Here is a 15,105-nt window from a genome sequence, read left to right as displayed (position 1 = left end):
TTATAAATGGAACTTTTAATACTCATATTTCTACCCTTAGTTGGCGCAATTGCCACCGCTTTATTTGCCAAGCAAAACACAGCTAAGGTAGCAGCATTAGCTTTTTCACTTTTCTCACTGGCGGTTGCCATTGGCCTATTGTGTAAATTCACTCCAGATGCAAGCACACAGTTTGTTGTTAATTTCCCTTGGATACCGCAATTAGGCATTAACTTCCACGCAGGAATTGATGGAATTAGCATGATTACGGTTTTATTAACGAATGTTTTAATGCCGTTAATTATTCTAGCGAGCTTTAAACATGAATATAAAAATGCGAATGCTTTTTATGCACTAGTGTTATTTATGCAAACAGGTTTATTGTTGGTGTTTACAGCTTTAGATGCTTTCTTGTTCTATATTGGATGGGAAGCTGCTTTAATTCCAATTTACTTTATTTGTGCTACTTGGGGAGGTAAAGACCGCATCAAGGTTAACATGAAGTTTTTTGTATACACCATTGCAGGTTCTTTGTTCATGCTTTTGGGGATCATTTACTTGTATCTACAAAACCCAGCTAACAATTTCGAGCTAGCTGAATTTTATAAAATTGAATTAGACGCTGCGCACCAAGGCTGGATTTTCTGGGCTTTCTTTATCGCTTTTGCTATTAAGATGCCGATTTTCCCGTTCCACACTTGGCAGCCAGATACCTACACTACAGCACCAACGCCAGGAACAATGTTGTTATCGGGTATTATGTTGAAAATGGGTATTTATGGTGTAATCAGATGGTTGTTGCCAATTGCACCTCAGGGTGTTCAAGACTGGAGTTGTTTAGTAATGATTTTGGCAATTATCGGAGTGGTTTATGCTGCTATCATTGCTTTCATGCAGAAAGATGCTAAACGTTTGGTTGCCTATTCATCAATCAGCCACGTTGGTTTAATTGCAGCAGGTATTTTCACTTTAAGTCACCAAGGCTTACAAGGTAGCATGATACAGATGTTAAGTCACGGTATCAATGTTATCGGTTTGTTTTTCGTATTGGATATCATTAACTCTCGTTTAGCAACCAACAAAGTTGATGAATTGGGCGGTTTAGCTAAAGTAGCTCCTCAATTAGCAATTACTTTCTTAATCATCCTTTTAGGAACAGTTGCTTTACCTGGAACTAATGGATTTATTGGTGAGTTTTTATTGCTGATGAGCGTTTACAACTATAATGCTTGGTTAGGTGCAGTAGCAGGTTTAACGATTATCTTCGGAGCTGTTTACATGTTAAGAAGCTACCAGAAAATTATGCTGGGCGAAACGAATGCACTTACGGCTAGCTTTAAAGATATCAACGGAACGGAGAAAGTAGTGTTGTATACCATCTGTGCTTTGGTTATTGCAATTGGTGTTTATCCAAAACCACTATTGCAAATTTCAGACGCTTCGGTACAACACTTATTGGAACAGATTAATCATAAATTAACAGGGATTAACTAAGCATGAATATTATTATCACCATTGCCGTAACGGCTTTAGTAGTTCTTTATACAGGTTTATTTAAAGCTAAAAAAGCTTTATTACCTATTACCCTGCTTGGTCTTTTGGTTGCTTTAGGCTTCACTGTTTGCTCTTGGGATCAACCAACGGTTCACTTCCAAATGATGCAAATAGATAACTTTGCATTAGCTTTTGCAGCAATCTCAATTATAGGAACATTCTTAATTTTCCTTTTAACACAACGTTATTTTGCTGAAAACAGCCCTAACACAGCCGAATATTTTACTTTGATACTTTTTGCATTGTGCGGTATCATCATCATGGTTTCTTATAAAAACCTTTCAATGTTATTTGTTGGTTTAGAAATCATGTCGGTATGTCTTTATATATTGGCAGGCATCAGAAAGCAAAATTTTGCATCAAACGAAGCGTCGTTGAAATACTTTTTGATGGGTGCTTTTTCAACAGGTTTCTTGTTGTTTGGTATCGCTTTGGTTTACGGTGCTACGGGCTCATTTGATATTGATGTGATCCAAACAAACCTGGTAAACAACGTTACTAATGTATCGCCTTTGTTTTACCCAGGTATTATTTTGATGATGGTTGGCCTGTGCTTTAAAGTTGGCGCTGCTCCTTTCCACTTCTGGACACCAGACGTGTACGAAGGCGCTCCATCGTTAATCACAGCTTTCATGTCAACCGTGGTTAAAACTGCAGGTTTCGCAGCTTTCTTAAGATTGTTCGCAGGTGCTTTCGAACCGCTTCACGATTTCTGGATGCCGGCATTATTGGTGATCGTTATCATCACGCTTTGTGTAGGAAATATCACAGCTTTGTTCCAAAAGAACTTCAAAAGGATGTTGGCTTACTCTAGTATTTCTCACGCAGGTTATTTGTTGTTCTCGCTAATCGTGTTAACAGCAAACTCAGCAAGTAATGTATTGGTTTATGCTGCTGCCTATACTTTCGCAAGTATTGTTGCTTTTGCGGTATTAATTAACGTAAAACAGAAAACTGGAAGTGATGATATCGAAGCTTTCGATGGTTTAGCAAAACGCAATCCTTTAGCGGCATTGGCTTTAACTATTGCAATGCTTTCTTTGGCAGGTATTCCTTTAACAGCAGGTTTCATTGGTAAATATGTGATGTTCTTAAACGTTATGGAGAACTATCAAATCATTCTAGTTGTAATTGCTATCTTAAATGCTTTGGTTGGTTTCTATTATTACTTCAGAGTAATTATTGCCGTTTACTTTAAGGAAGGTAAAGAAGTGGAGCTAGATACGCCTATGCAGTACAAAGTGGTATTAGTTGTTTCAACAATAGTCATCTTAGTTTTAGGTATTTACCCTTCGCTTATTTTAAACTTGATATAGCATAGCGATATAGAATTTTATTTGTAGTTTTACGAATAATCGGAACTATGCAACAATTCTGGAATCATCTACAACATCTCATAGATCCTGAGAAACTGCTGCACCAAGGCGGTTTCTATCTTGTTGTGTTTGTGATTTTCGCAGAGACGGGGTTGTTTTTCGGTTTCTTTTTACCAGGTGATTATTTACTCTTTTTGGCGGGAATGTTCGTTGCAACAGGTAAGCTAGATGTAAATATTTACGTATTAGTTTTCTCTTTGATCGTCGCTGCTATCTCTGGAAATTTCACAGGATATTGGTTCGGAAGAAAAACAGGACCGGTATTACATACGAGAAAGGACACCTTCTTCTTCAAGAAAAAGTTTCTTAAAACCGCAGAAGAATATTACCGCAAGCAAGGTGCTTTTGCCCTAATTATGGGAAGGTTTGTACCAATAGTAAGAACCTTTGCGCCAATTGTAGCCGGAATTATCAAAATGGATTTTAAGAAGTTTGTACTCTATAATGTTTCGGGTGCACTTTTATGGATTTGTTCCTTAACTTTGCTGGGCTATTTTTTGGGCAAAAGTTTTGCCAAACAGATTGAAGAATATTTAGGTTATATCATTTTTGGGTTTATTGTAATAACAACAATTCCATTAGTGATGACCTTTGTAAAGAATAAAATAAAAAATAAGAATAATTTAGAAGAAACAGAGTTTCAAAAGAAAGATGATTAAAGAGGAAACCCATCCGTGGCACAGCGTATCTCCTGGTGAAAATTTACCAGAAACAGTAAATGCAATTATAGAAATCCCAAAAGGATCAAAAGCTAAATACGAAATAGATAAAGATTCTAACCTAATTAAGTTAGACAGAGTATTATTTTCATCAGTAATGTATCCAGCAAACTATGGCTTTATTCCACAAACTTATTGTGATGATAAAGATCCGTTGGATATATTGGTATTGTGTTCGGTAGATGTATACCCAATGACAATAATTGAAGCGAAAGTTATCGGCGTAATGCATATGATTGATAATGGAGAGCAGGATGATAAAATTATCGCGGTAGCGAAAAACGATCCTTCGGTTAATTATATTAATGATTTGGGCGAGTTGCCTCCGCACACTATGAAAGAAATTGTAAAATTCTTTCAAGATTATAAAGCGTTAGAGAATAAACAAGTTACCATTGAACATCTTTTGGGCGTAAGATATGCGCACAAGGTGATTAATGAGAGCATTGAGCTCTATAATAATACATTTAGATAATTCTTAATGATTTACTCCGTCGGTACGCCCCTAGTGGCACTATTAAATGCATATTTTCCAACATCGGTATTGGCAGTAGTTACTCCTGCTGATAGCGATGGAGGATCGATTGGACTACGCGTTTTATTCGCGTTGTTTTTGGTGTTTTTGAACGGTTTCTTTGTAGCCGCTGAATTTGCGATTGTAAAGGTTAGAGCTTCTCAAATAGAAGTGAAGGCCAAATCAGGCAGCAGAATTGGTAAAATGGCAAAAAACATAGTTCATCATTTAGATGGCTATTTGGCGGCCACGCAGTTAGGTATCACGTTAGCTTCACTAGGTTTAGGTTGGGTAGGTGAGGGCGTAATGCACACTATCTTTCTAAACATGTTCAATAGCTTTGGCATAGAGGTTAGCGATGCAGCATTGCACACCGCCGCTACTATTGTTGCATTTTCGGTAATTACGATTATGCACATTGTGTTTGGTGAGCTTGCTCCTAAATCTTTAGCAATACAAAGACCTGTGGCAACAACGCTTTTTATTGCGGCGCCATTGCAAGGTTTCTATATCGTTTTGAAACCCTTTATTTGGGCTTTGAACGGCTTGGCCGCAATTATCCTCAAACCATTTGGCATTGATACTTCTGGTGGGCACGAATCTATTCATAGTAATGAGGAGCTACAGTATATCTTAGATCAAGGAAAGGAAAGTGGCGCACTGGAAGATAACGAACATGAACTCATTAAAAACGTATTCGATTTTAATGAACGTGTAGTGAAAAATATCATGGTACCGCGTACAAAAATTTCAGGTATTGAAAGAAACACGCCTAGAAATGAAGTTGTAGAAAAAATCATTTCAGAAGGATATTCGAGAATGCCAGTTTACGATGAAATCATTGATAAAATTACTGGAATTATCCACGCTAAAGACGTACTGCCGCTGTTAGCTAGTCAGAAAGAATGGGCGCTAACCGATATCATTAGAAAACCTTATTTCGTTCCCGAGACTAAGAAAATTAATGATTTATTAAGCGAATTGCAGCAAAAGCGCATTCAAATTGCTATTGTTTTAGATGAGTTTGGCGGTACTGCGGGCATGGTTACCCTGGAAGATATCGTAGAGGAAATTGTAGGTGAAATACAGGACGAGTACGACGAGGAAAAACCTATTGTTGAGAAAGTAACAGATACAGAGTTTATCGTAAATGCATATGCTACTGTTTACGACGTAAACGAATATTTACCGCACGATTTGCCAGAGGATGAAGATTTTGATACTGTTGGCGGTTTGGTATCCCATGCTTTCGGTAAAATTCCAGAAGTTGGCGATAACGAGGAGTGTTATGGATATCTGTTCACCATCCTTAAAAAAACAGAGCAAAATATTGAAACCGTAAAGCTTGAGATTTTAATTAATAAGAGCGATATGGTCGACTTGCACTAGAAGGTTTGTTGGTTCATTAGCTCATTTGTTTTGAGGCGTATTTGTTGTTTTTAGTCTTCAGCCTTTAGTCTTAGTTTCGCCTAACGCCACACGCTTAACTATATATGCATTTATTCTATACACCCGATATTACCTCTAACAATTACACCTTAAATGAGGAGGAGAGTAACCATTGTAATAAGGTACTTCGCCTAAAACAAGGTGATAAGGTGCATTTGATAGACGGCGTGGGAGGTTTGTATACCGCTGAAATTTCGGAAGTAACCAAAAAGGCAGTTCATTTAACTGTACTAGAGAAGCAAAGTGAGTTTGGTAAACGTAATCACCATCTTCATATTGCTATCGCACCTACGAAAAACAATGATAGAATTGAGTGGTTTCTCGAAAAAGCAACAGAAATAGGAATTGACGAAATAACACCAATTATTTGCGAACGCTCTGAACGCAAAATCGTTAAGGAAGAGCGCTTGGAGAAGGTAGTTACTTCCGCAGTTAAGCAATCTTTAACGGCATATCATCCAAAAGTTAATACTGCAATCTCTTTTGCAGCTTTCATTAAACAGAGCGACGCAGGTGAGAAGTTGATTGCTCATTGTATTGATGCAGAAGATAGAAAGGCAATTTCTCAGTACATCAAGCCGCATCAACGATACTTAATTTTAATAGGCCCAGAAGGCGATTTTACTCCCAAAGAAATTGAACTTGCTTTGCAAAGCGGATTTAAACCAGTAACTTTAGGCAACACCCGTCTGCGTACAGAAACTGCTGGTTTGGCGGCTTGTTTTGAAGTTAATTTTTTAAATAGGGATTAGTTTGTCGATTTTCAGTTTTCAGTTTTTTGTTAAACAATTTGGAAGGTTTGTGGTGCTTTTGACTTTCGTCTTTGGCCTCTCTGCTTTTACTTTCCCGCCAACCTACAAGATGGGTAAACTGAAATATGCTGGTGGGGGCGATTGGTATGCAAATAGAACCGCTTTGCCTAACCTCATTGCGTTTTGTAATAGAAATATCGCTACTAACTTTGCTGCAGACGAAGGTATTGTTGATGTTGGTAGTGCCGAGTTGTTTAACTATCCTTTTGTTTACATGACTGGGCACGGAAATGTGACTTTTAACGCACAAGAGGTGGCCAATTTGCGTAAATATTTAATTGGCGGAGGATTTCTTCATATCGATGATAACTATGGTTTAGATAAGTTTATTCGCCCACAGATGAAGAAGGTTTTCCCAGAGCTAGATTTTATCGAATTGCCAGCCAATCACAAAATCTACCATCAAAAGTTTAAATTCTCTAACGGCTTGCCAAAAATCCATGAACATGATAACAAGCGACCGCAAGGTTTCGCCTTAGTTTATAAAGGAAGGGTAGTTTGCTATTATTCTTATGAAACGGATCTGGGCAATGGTTGGGAAGATTACGGAACTTATTCTTCCGATACACAAGAAAGTAGAACTAGTGCGCTTAAAATGGGTGCAAACCTAGTGCAATATGCGCTAACCAATTAATAACTTATGAACAAAGTAACCGTTAATAGCCACTTACAATTTGATATTGATATTGTGAATGAAGTTTTGCAGGTTAATCAACAACCTGTTACAATAGATACACTTGAACTAGGTGGTCGGTCTAGTCACATCATCCATCAAAATCAATCTTATAATGTAGAAGTAGTTGATTTTGACCCGACAGAGAAATTAGCGAAAATTAAAGTTAATGGAACTGAGTATGAGGTGCAGGTTACTACTGAACTAGATCAGTTATTAAAGCGATTAGGTATGGACAACCTAAATTCCAGCAAAGTAGCGCAAATTAAAGCGCCTATGCCTGGCTTGGTATTAAATCTGTTGGTGAAAGAAGGTGATGAAGTAAAGAAAGGAGACAGCTTAGTAATACTGGAGGCAATGAAGATGGAAAATATCATTAAAGCGCCAGCAGATGCTGTTGTTAAAAAAATAGAAGTAGCCAAAGGAGATAAAATAGAAAAGAATACTGTTTTAATCCAATTCTCTTAAAAGATATTCCAAAAAGAAAGCCCTTTGCATTTTGCAAAGGGCTTTCTTTTTTAAGCTATAATTTAACTATTTAACCTTGAAAGGTTTAGTAGGTTTATTTCTAAACTGTGCTTTTCCAGCAGATTTTACTTCAGAAGCACCTAACATGGTCATAGCGCAACGGAAACCGATATCTGCTGTAGATTCATCTTCTTGCAAATATCTTCTTGCAGCTGGGTTTAACCACATTGCCTGATCGTTCCATGAACCGCCTTTGTAAACTCTTGATTTGTCGTTATACAAAGTGATTACCTCGCTGCCTAAGTTTTTCTCATCGTCTTTAAAACCACGTTGATCGGCTTTGTAAGCAGAATCTACATAGTTAGCTTGTAGCTGCGCCCAAGTTTGTTTCACACCAGAAACAGCAGCTTTCATTACTGGACGGCCTTTGCCATCAATCTTGATTACATTAGATGTAGCATCTCTCTCCTTATCTGCATATTGGTTACCTCTAAATGGGTTTAAGCCTTCTGTTGCCTCGAACGTGTTAGGACGATAAACGTCGTTCACCCACTCATTTACGTTTCCAGCCATGTTGTAAAGTCCGAAATCATTTGGTGTAAAGCTTTTCACTTCAGATGTAATACCAGCCTTATCATTTAAAGAACCTCCAACACCCATATAATCACCCTTGCCACGTTTAAAGTTGGCCAAAATCATCCCTCTGGTAGATTTTCTAGGAGAGGTAATGCCTAAACCATTCCAAGGATATACTTTTTTCTCGTTGATGTTAGCGTATTGTGTATTTCCAATTAAGCCCAAAGCAGCATATTCCCACTCTGCTTCAGTTGGTAAACGGTAAGGTTGGAAAATCTCACCGTCTTCCAATCTCACGTTTCTTAAGGCTTTACCTTTGCCGCCACCTGCAGCTGCATCAGCACTTAAATCAAGAGGAGCTTTCTTGCCTAAATCTTTAATTTGGCCGTTTAAATAAATATCTGTGTTAAATACAGTGTCTGATTTTTTTACTGGAGTGCCGCCTTTCGCTGTAGGTTTATTCAACTCTTTGAAAGGGGTCATGATACCTTTTTCTCTAAGAATAAACTCGTTTACTCTATCTGTACGCCAAACAGCATAATCGGTAGCTTGTTGCCAAGTTACTCCAACAACTGGGTAGTCTCCGTAAGCTGGATGTCTCAAATAGTTGTTTACGTAAGGTTCGTTGTATGACAAAGGTCTTCTCCATACCAATGTATCAGGAAGCGCCTCGTAATAATATTGTGCAAGTTCAGTCTTTCCTTTAAAGGTTGTTTTTATCCAGTGCAAATACTCTAGCCAATCTGTGTTAGAAACCTCAGTTTCATCCATGTAGAACGAACTTACGGTAACTTGTCTTTTATGGTTGTAGGTGCTCATGTCCTGTCCAGGAATTTCAACCGCACTGCCGCCCATAATAAATTCACCACCCTCAATTTCAATTAAGCCTGGTCCGGGACCTCTCTTAAAGTCCTTTTTTACTTCAAAACCGCCGTTTTCTCTTTTGTTGTAAGCGTAGCCAGTTTTTTCGGAAACTGCACTGCCTTTTTTAGAGCCACCGCAAGAGCTTAATGCCCCTACACCGATAAATGACGCTAATGCGTATAAGTAAAATCTATTCATATATTGCAAATTGCACTTTAGTCGTTAAAATTACACAAAAAAAGAACGAGAAATAAAAAAATCTTTTTTATCCAATAAAAAACATTCAAAAAAGGAGTACTGAAAAATGCGTAAACCAAATTGGAACTTTCTCGTTTAAAGCTAGTAAACGTGCAAATATCTATAATATTGTTAGTATCTTTTTAAATATTGTTCGTGTAGAATATTTTCCCTGTTTTGGGAGTTGCATAGGCTTAAAACTGTTTGTTTCTGCGACTTTTAATAATTTTTTTAGTGCTGAAGAACCAGTCATGCAATTAAATAGCAAAACGTGATGTAGCTGGTAATTTGGGGAACAATATTTTTTAGATTTTTACGTTAGGCAAGCATCAAGGTTGTAACGTAAGGAATACTTCTTTGAAATTACCAAACTCTATATTAAATTGCGCAGATTAACTATTTTATGATGAAATTAAACTACTTGAGTAGAGCCTTATTGCTGTTGCCTTTTTTCGTATTTATAAAGCGAGATGTTTCTGCTCAAACAACCACAGGAAGCAGCACCCGTCAAACAAATGGCGTTTATCCAGATGTTCCTTTCTTATTAATTACTCCTGATGCAAGAGCTGGCGCCATGGGCGAAGCAGGAGTAGCGGTAATGCCAGATGGAAATGCAATGAGCATTAACCCTGCTAAATTGGCTTTCTTAGATAAACCTTACGGTGTAAGTTTGTCTTATAGTCCTTGGCTAGCAAATTTAGTACCTGATATTAACTTGGCTTATTTGAGTGGTTTTTATCAAGTAGACGACAGAACAGTAATTGGAGCTTCGTTAAGGTATTTCTCTTTGGGCGATATTTCGCTAACAAATGATCAAGGTGGCACTGAAGGCACTTTTAATCCTAATGAATTAGCTTTTGATGCCACTTATTCACGTAGATTTGGTGAGAATTTCTCTTTAGGAACTTCTGCACGTTTCATTCGTTCTAACCTTACTTCAGCCCAAGTTGGCGGCAGTCAACAAAAGCCTGGTATGGCAGTGGCTGTAGACGTATCCGCATTTTTCAAAAAGCCCACAGTTTTGTTTGGAAAAGATGCGATCTTGTCTGCAGGTTTGAACTTATCAAACATCGGTACGAAAATGAGTTATGCTGAAACTCAAAATAGAAGATTTTTACCCGCAAATATGAAATTGGGTGGTGCGTCTACCTTTATAATCGATGACTACAATCAATTCACGTTTGCATTAGATTTCAATAAACTGATGGTGCCAACAGATCCAATTAGAGATATCAACGGAGAAATTGTTGCCGGAAAAGATCCGTTCCGCTCAGTACCTTCTGGCATATTAGGCTCATTTGGTGATGCGCCAGGTGGCTTTAAAGAAGAACTTAAGGAAGTTGGCATTTCAACGGGTATCGAATATACCTACAACCAACAATTTGCTGTGAGAGCTGGTTATTTCTACGAAAATCCTGATAAGGGAGATAGAAGATATTTTACCATTGGTGGCGGATTGAAGTATAATGTATTCAATTTAGATTTCTCTTATTTAGTAGCCAATGCACAAAATAGCCCTTTGGCCAATACTTTGAGATTTACGTTGGCTTGGAATATTGATAAAGTAGGTAAGTAGAAATTATAATGCGTATAAAAGTAGGTTTCGGCTTTGATGTTCATCAGCTGAAAGATAATCATCCGTTTATCGTTGGTGGTGTAAACTTGGAATACCACAAAGGTGCATTCGGTCATTCTGATGCAGATGTCTTGCTTCATGCGATTTGCGACGCTTTACTAGGTGCGGCAAACTTGCGTGATATCGGTTTTCACTTTAAAAACACCGATCCTCAATGGAAAGGAATTAGCAGTTTAGTTTTATTGAAGGAAACCGTTAAATTGTTAAAGGATAAAAATTACGAAGTTGGGAATATTGATGCGATGCTTTGTTTAGAGGCTCCAAAGATCAACCCACACATTCCGCAGATGCAAGAAAATATTGCGGCGGCCATCGGTATTTCTGTAGATGATATTTCAATTAAAGCAACTACAAACGAAACGATGGGCTTTATTGGTAGGGAGGAAGGCGTGGTTGCATATGCCGTTTGTTTGATAGAGAAAATTGGTTAAATGTTATCGGCTACGAGTTGTGGATTTTAAACCCACAACCCACAACTCATAACTCGTAACGTTTATTCCTCTAAATACCCAAACTTTCCAGTATTATAGTCTTCGATAGCTTGTTGCAATTCTTCTGGTTTGTTCATTAGGAACGGGCCATATTGAGCAATTGGCTCATTAATTGGTTCTCCAGATAAGAGTAATACTACTGAGTTTTCGTTGGCTTCAATTTCAATTTCGGAGCCTTCATGTTCAAAATGTACCATTTGATTGGTAGCGGCTTTTTCAATTCCATTTACCGTTATTGCTCCCTCAATCACAATCAAGGCGGTGTTGTAATTTGCCGGACTAGCTAACGTAATCTTCGCAGCAGCATTTAATTTAAGGTTATACATCTCAATGGGTGTGAAAGTAGATGCACTACCTTTAATGCCTTCATATTCGCCCGCAATTATCTCTACAACTCCGTTTCCATTAGGTAGATTGTATTTAGCCATACCATCATTAGGCAAAGCCTGATATTTTGGCGTGCTCATTTTGAACTTGGCTGGCAGGTTTACCCAAAGCTGTACCATTTGAAATGTGCCGCCACTTTTGCTGAAATTTTCTTCGTGATATTCTTTGTGCAAAATACCACTAGCAGCCGTCATCCATTGCACATCGCCCGGATAAATGACACCGCTATTGCCCGCACTATCGTGATGTGCTACAGCGCCGTGATAAGCAATGGTTACGGTTTCAAATCCACGGTGCGGGTGAACGCCAACACCCCTGAGTTTATTTGTTGGCGAAAACTCGATTTTTGCGTTGTAATCGAGTAAGTAAAACGGATCCATTTTAATCTTGTGTCCGCTTGGGAAGAAGTTGTGCACTCTAAACCCATCTCCAACCATGTGAGGCGCAGGTGGATTTAGAATAGCAGCAACTTTTTTTAATGTAGGCATGGTAGCCTCCTTTCTAATTATGCCTGTTTAACGAATTGTAGTTCGCCTAAGATTTTTACTTCTTCACTTACCATTACACCGCCAGTTTCCAAAGCCGCGTTCCATGTTAAGCCAAATTCTGTACGGTTAATTTTTCCGCTTAAAGTAAAGCCAGCTTTAGTGTTTCCCCAAGGATCTGTTGCGATACCGCCAAACTCTGCGTTTAATTTTACTGGTTTGGTTACATCTTTAATCGTCAAATCGCCTTTAACAATGTAATCGCTACCATCTTTTTCTACGCTAGTAGATTTGAATGTAATTGCAGGGAATTTTTCTGCATCAAAGAAATCACCGCTTTTTAAGTGACCATCTCTATCACCATTACCAGTATCAATAGAACTGATCTCGCCAGAGAAAGAAATATCTGCGTTGGTAAAATCATCACCTTCTGAAGATAGTTCTGCATTGAAAGATTTGATGTTTCCAGTTACGGTAGTAATCATTAAATGCTTTACCTTAAACTGTAATTCGCTGTGGGTAGGGTCTAAAGCCCATTTAGTAGTTGCCATAGTATTTTAAGTTTTGTGTTCTTTAATATTTATAACACAAAGGTATGGCTAGCTGTTTAACTAAACGTTGATGTATGTTAAGTAATGAATTTGGCTTATTGGTTCAATTGTTCATTAGTTCACCAATAGCACCTCGCTACTTGAAATGCTTTTTAGCAAGGTCTTTACGTACCCTGCTTAAAGATTCTGGAGTGATGCCTAAATAAGATGCAATCATCCATTGTGGTACGCGTAAAGTTAAATTTGGGTATAATTTAATGAAGTCTAGGTAACGTTCTTCCGCAGTTGCGGATAAAAGCATATTGATGCGCTTCTGCATAAAGCGGATGGAATTATGCAGCATCAAAATATTTAATTCTAAAATATGAGGTAGAAGTTTTTGAATATCTGCAAAGAAATGATTGGGAACAACAAGGACTTCGGTGTTCTCTATGGCATCAATAAAAAAGATGGAAGGCTCATTAAAAACAGAACTGTTACGGTCTGAAATCATCCAATTTTCTGGTGCAAACTGTAAAATATGCTCTTTTCCTTTTTCATCTATGGAGAAGTAACGCAGCAAACCATCATTAATAAAATAGTTTTCCGAACGTAGATCTCCAGGGCTTAATAAGATGGTTCCTTTTTTAAAGCTTTTACTTTTAAGGCAACTCGTGGCTTCTATTGCCTGCTCGTCGGTAATTGACAAACGCTCTTTTAGATAAGATTGGAATTTCTCTAACATCAATTAAGATTTAGTGTCAGGGATTTTGCTGAAATCTGCACTGCATTTGCCACAGCCAGTTGCACATGAGTCTTTCTTCGCTGCAACACTGCGATAGATAATTCGACCTACATAAATTAATGCAAGAGCGAAAACCACAATCATTAAAACGAATTGGATATCCATACTACAAAGATAGGGTATTGTGATATAGCTAAGTTGTTTAATTGTTGACAGATTGTAAAAGAAAAATGTGGGTTTAACAATTGAAACGGTGTTAGTCTGAGCTTGTCGAAGACCATATAAATCCTTCGACGGGCTCAGGATGACACCGGTTATTCCATCAGTCCAACTGTTCCGCCAACCCAATCAAAATCGGCATTGTAACGAACGCCAATCATTTTACCACGACTTAAACGAGCCAAGTTAATGCAAAGCTGAGGTTCTCCGCCATCTGGCCACAAATACATTAAACGAATTTCAGCTTTCACGCCGCCATCGGGAGCTTGCACCACAGGTTCGTAAGTTACCTTGCGTTGTAAAATCCAATTTTCTGGATCTTTTATTGATGTAATATCGTTTTCTTTAACATCGATGATTACACCCATGCCCGCAAACGAAAAAAGTGGTTTAAGTACGTAATTTTCTAAGTCTGATGGAATTGCTTCCACTTCGTTTAAAAACCTAGTTTCTGGAACGAATTTGCCGCTCAAAAAAGGCATAGTGTATTTGCTGATGCGATAAAACCAATTTGGATGCGTGATCCATTCTACATTTAATTCTTCCCGAGGATCGAAACTGTTTTCGAAAACAGATGTATTATCAGCTATTTCATCAAAAATTAAACGATTATAAATTCTTTTGATTTGAACTTTTTCTTCGCCTTGCATGTAAAACAACTGATTTCCTTCCTTTTTGATGCCTTCTAATGGGAGAATTTTAATGCCGATTTTATTTGCTGTAACAAAGAAGTCGATTGCTGTTTTTTGGTTTAGTGCATCAATATCCATTAATACTACTTCGTGAGGCTGATGTTTGCCAACAATAACTTTCGTTAATAAATCAAAGTAAGTATCTTCTGTTAAGCCGCTAAAAAAAGGTGTAAGTTGAGGATCTAGATCATAAACAGATTTATATTGTTTAGCCAGATGTGTTTGGAAGCCATACAATGAAGGAAAGCCTTGCATCTCAATTAACATTGGTGAGACTTCTCCATTTTCATCTTTACAAAGACCGAAGTCGAAGGTTAAAAAGTGAGGTTGCTTGTTCTCATTAGGTACAGTCCATTCTTTCGGAATTGCATTTTGAGTGAGTTCCTTAAAATTATCTTGTTTAATTAGTGCTATAATTTCATCGCCAGCGGCAATTAGTTTCTGCTTTAAATCTTCGGAAATGAAAATAGGAGATTCTGCCACCCTAAAAGTAATTTCGGGATAACCTTCGCTTAGTTGTTCTAGAAAGCTTTGGTATTTTTCTTGGCTGAAATTAACGTTAAAGGCTTGTCGGTGGTTGTTGATCATGGTAGATGAATTTTTTGTAATCTAGTATTGACATTCCTATTGTCGTCATTCCCAACTCGATTGGGAATCCTAAAGAAATAAATATAATTCGCTTTAAGATTCCCGCTTTTG

16 protein-coding genes are annotated in these 15,105 nt (G+C 37.8%); 10 read left to right on the top strand and 6 right to left on the bottom strand.

The genetic code is table 11. The features are described 5' to 3' along the window. The first annotated feature begins 6 nt into the window (after window positions 1-6). The 8 genes from AC23ME_RS01090 (at window position 7) to AC23ME_RS01055 (ending at window position 7,544) form a co-directional block, all read left to right on the top strand. Window positions 7-1,473 (top strand): complex I subunit 4 family protein, encoded by a 1,467-nt coding sequence (locus AC23ME_RS01090; RefSeq protein WP_487725902.1) that lies wholly within the window; start codon window positions 7-9, stop codon window positions 1,471-1,473. 2 nt (window positions 1,474-1,475) lie between these two features. Further along, on the top strand, window positions 1,476-2,849 hold the full coding sequence (locus AC23ME_RS01085; RefSeq protein ID WP_487725901.1) for an NADH-quinone oxidoreductase subunit N: 1,374 nt from the start codon (window positions 1,476-1,478) through the stop codon (window positions 2,847-2,849). 47 nt (window positions 2,850-2,896) lie between these two features. Beyond that, the gene (locus tag AC23ME_RS01080; protein WP_487725900.1) at window positions 2,897-3,568 is read left to right on the top strand and encodes a DedA family protein; all 672 of its coding nucleotides are present in this window, start codon (window positions 2,897-2,899) and stop codon (window positions 3,566-3,568) included. After that, entirely contained in the window at window positions 3,561-4,103 is a 543-nt protein-coding gene (locus AC23ME_RS01075) for an inorganic diphosphatase (RefSeq protein ID WP_487725899.1), read from the top strand. The genes AC23ME_RS01080 and AC23ME_RS01075 overlap by 8 nt, the downstream gene beginning before the upstream one ends. Window positions 4,104-4,211: 108 nt before the next feature. Further along, window positions 4,212-5,531: a hemolysin family protein gene (locus tag AC23ME_RS01070; protein ID WP_487726732.1), complete on the top strand. Its 1,320-nt coding sequence runs from the start codon at window positions 4,212-4,214 to the stop codon at window positions 5,529-5,531. 104 nt (window positions 5,532-5,635) lie between these two features. Then, window positions 5,636-6,343: a 16S rRNA (uracil(1498)-N(3))-methyltransferase gene (locus tag AC23ME_RS01065; protein WP_487725898.1), complete on the top strand. Its 708-nt coding sequence runs from the start codon at window positions 5,636-5,638 to the stop codon at window positions 6,341-6,343. 109 nt (window positions 6,344-6,452) lie between these two features. After that, window positions 6,453-7,037, top strand: a complete 585-nt coding sequence (locus AC23ME_RS01060) for a DUF4159 domain-containing protein (protein WP_487725897.1) — start codon at window positions 6,453-6,455, stop codon at window positions 7,035-7,037. Between the two features lie 6 nt (window positions 7,038-7,043). Beyond that, complete coding sequence (locus AC23ME_RS01055; protein ID WP_487725896.1) at window positions 7,044-7,544, top strand: acyl-CoA carboxylase biotin carboxyl carrier protein subunit; 501 nt, start codon at window positions 7,044-7,046, stop codon at window positions 7,542-7,544. Between the two features lie 66 nt (window positions 7,545-7,610). Here AC23ME_RS01055 and AC23ME_RS01050 read toward each other — a convergent pair whose 3' ends face one another. Continuing rightward, complete coding sequence (locus tag AC23ME_RS01050; RefSeq protein ID WP_487725895.1) at window positions 7,611-9,182, bottom strand: SUMF1/EgtB/PvdO family nonheme iron enzyme; 1,572 nt, start codon at window positions 9,180-9,182, stop codon at window positions 7,611-7,613. A gap of 442 nt (window positions 9,183-9,624) precedes the next feature. Here AC23ME_RS01050 and porV point away from each other — a divergent pair, with 442 nt between their 5' ends. Together porV and ispF are read left to right on the top strand one after the other, a co-directional pair. Beyond that, entirely contained in the window at window positions 9,625-10,797 is a 1,173-nt protein-coding gene (porV, locus tag AC23ME_RS01045) for a type IX secretion system outer membrane channel protein PorV (RefSeq protein WP_487725894.1), read from the top strand. Window positions 10,798-10,805: 8 nt separating this feature from the next. Further along, window positions 10,806-11,288, top strand: a complete 483-nt coding sequence (ispF, locus tag AC23ME_RS01040) for a 2-C-methyl-D-erythritol 2,4-cyclodiphosphate synthase (RefSeq protein ID WP_487725893.1) — start codon at window positions 10,806-10,808, stop codon at window positions 11,286-11,288. 62 nt (window positions 11,289-11,350) lie between these two features. On the opposite strand, the gene AC23ME_RS01035 is transcribed toward ispF, so the two are convergent. From AC23ME_RS01035 to AC23ME_RS01015, 5 genes are all read right to left on the bottom strand, one after another. After that, window positions 11,351-12,223 carry a pirin family protein gene (locus AC23ME_RS01035; RefSeq protein WP_487725892.1) on the bottom strand — a complete coding sequence of 291 codons (873 nt, stop codon included), beginning with the start codon at window positions 12,221-12,223 and terminating at the stop codon, window positions 11,351-11,353. A gap of 17 nt (window positions 12,224-12,240) precedes the next feature. Then, window positions 12,241-12,771, bottom strand: a complete 531-nt coding sequence (locus AC23ME_RS01030) for a YceI family protein (protein WP_487725891.1) — start codon at window positions 12,769-12,771, stop codon at window positions 12,241-12,243. Between the two features lie 136 nt (window positions 12,772-12,907). After that, window positions 12,908-13,495, bottom strand: coding sequence for a Crp/Fnr family transcriptional regulator (locus AC23ME_RS01025; RefSeq protein ID WP_487725890.1), 588 nt, complete (start codon window positions 13,493-13,495; stop codon window positions 12,908-12,910). Between the two features lie 3 nt (window positions 13,496-13,498). After that, window positions 13,499-13,660, bottom strand: a complete 162-nt coding sequence (locus tag AC23ME_RS01020) for a FeoB-associated Cys-rich membrane protein (protein WP_487725889.1) — start codon at window positions 13,658-13,660, stop codon at window positions 13,499-13,501. Between the two features lie 149 nt (window positions 13,661-13,809). Then, on the bottom strand, window positions 13,810-14,994 hold the full coding sequence (locus AC23ME_RS01015; protein ID WP_487725888.1) for a hypothetical protein: 1,185 nt from the start codon (window positions 14,992-14,994) through the stop codon (window positions 13,810-13,812). Window positions 14,995-15,105 lie beyond the last annotated feature (111 nt).

Source organism: Pedobacter sp. T50_32 (assembly GCF_057652195.1).
The sequence above is the reverse complement of the archived record's forward strand: the minus strand, read 5'-3'. Positions and strand labels throughout refer to the sequence as shown.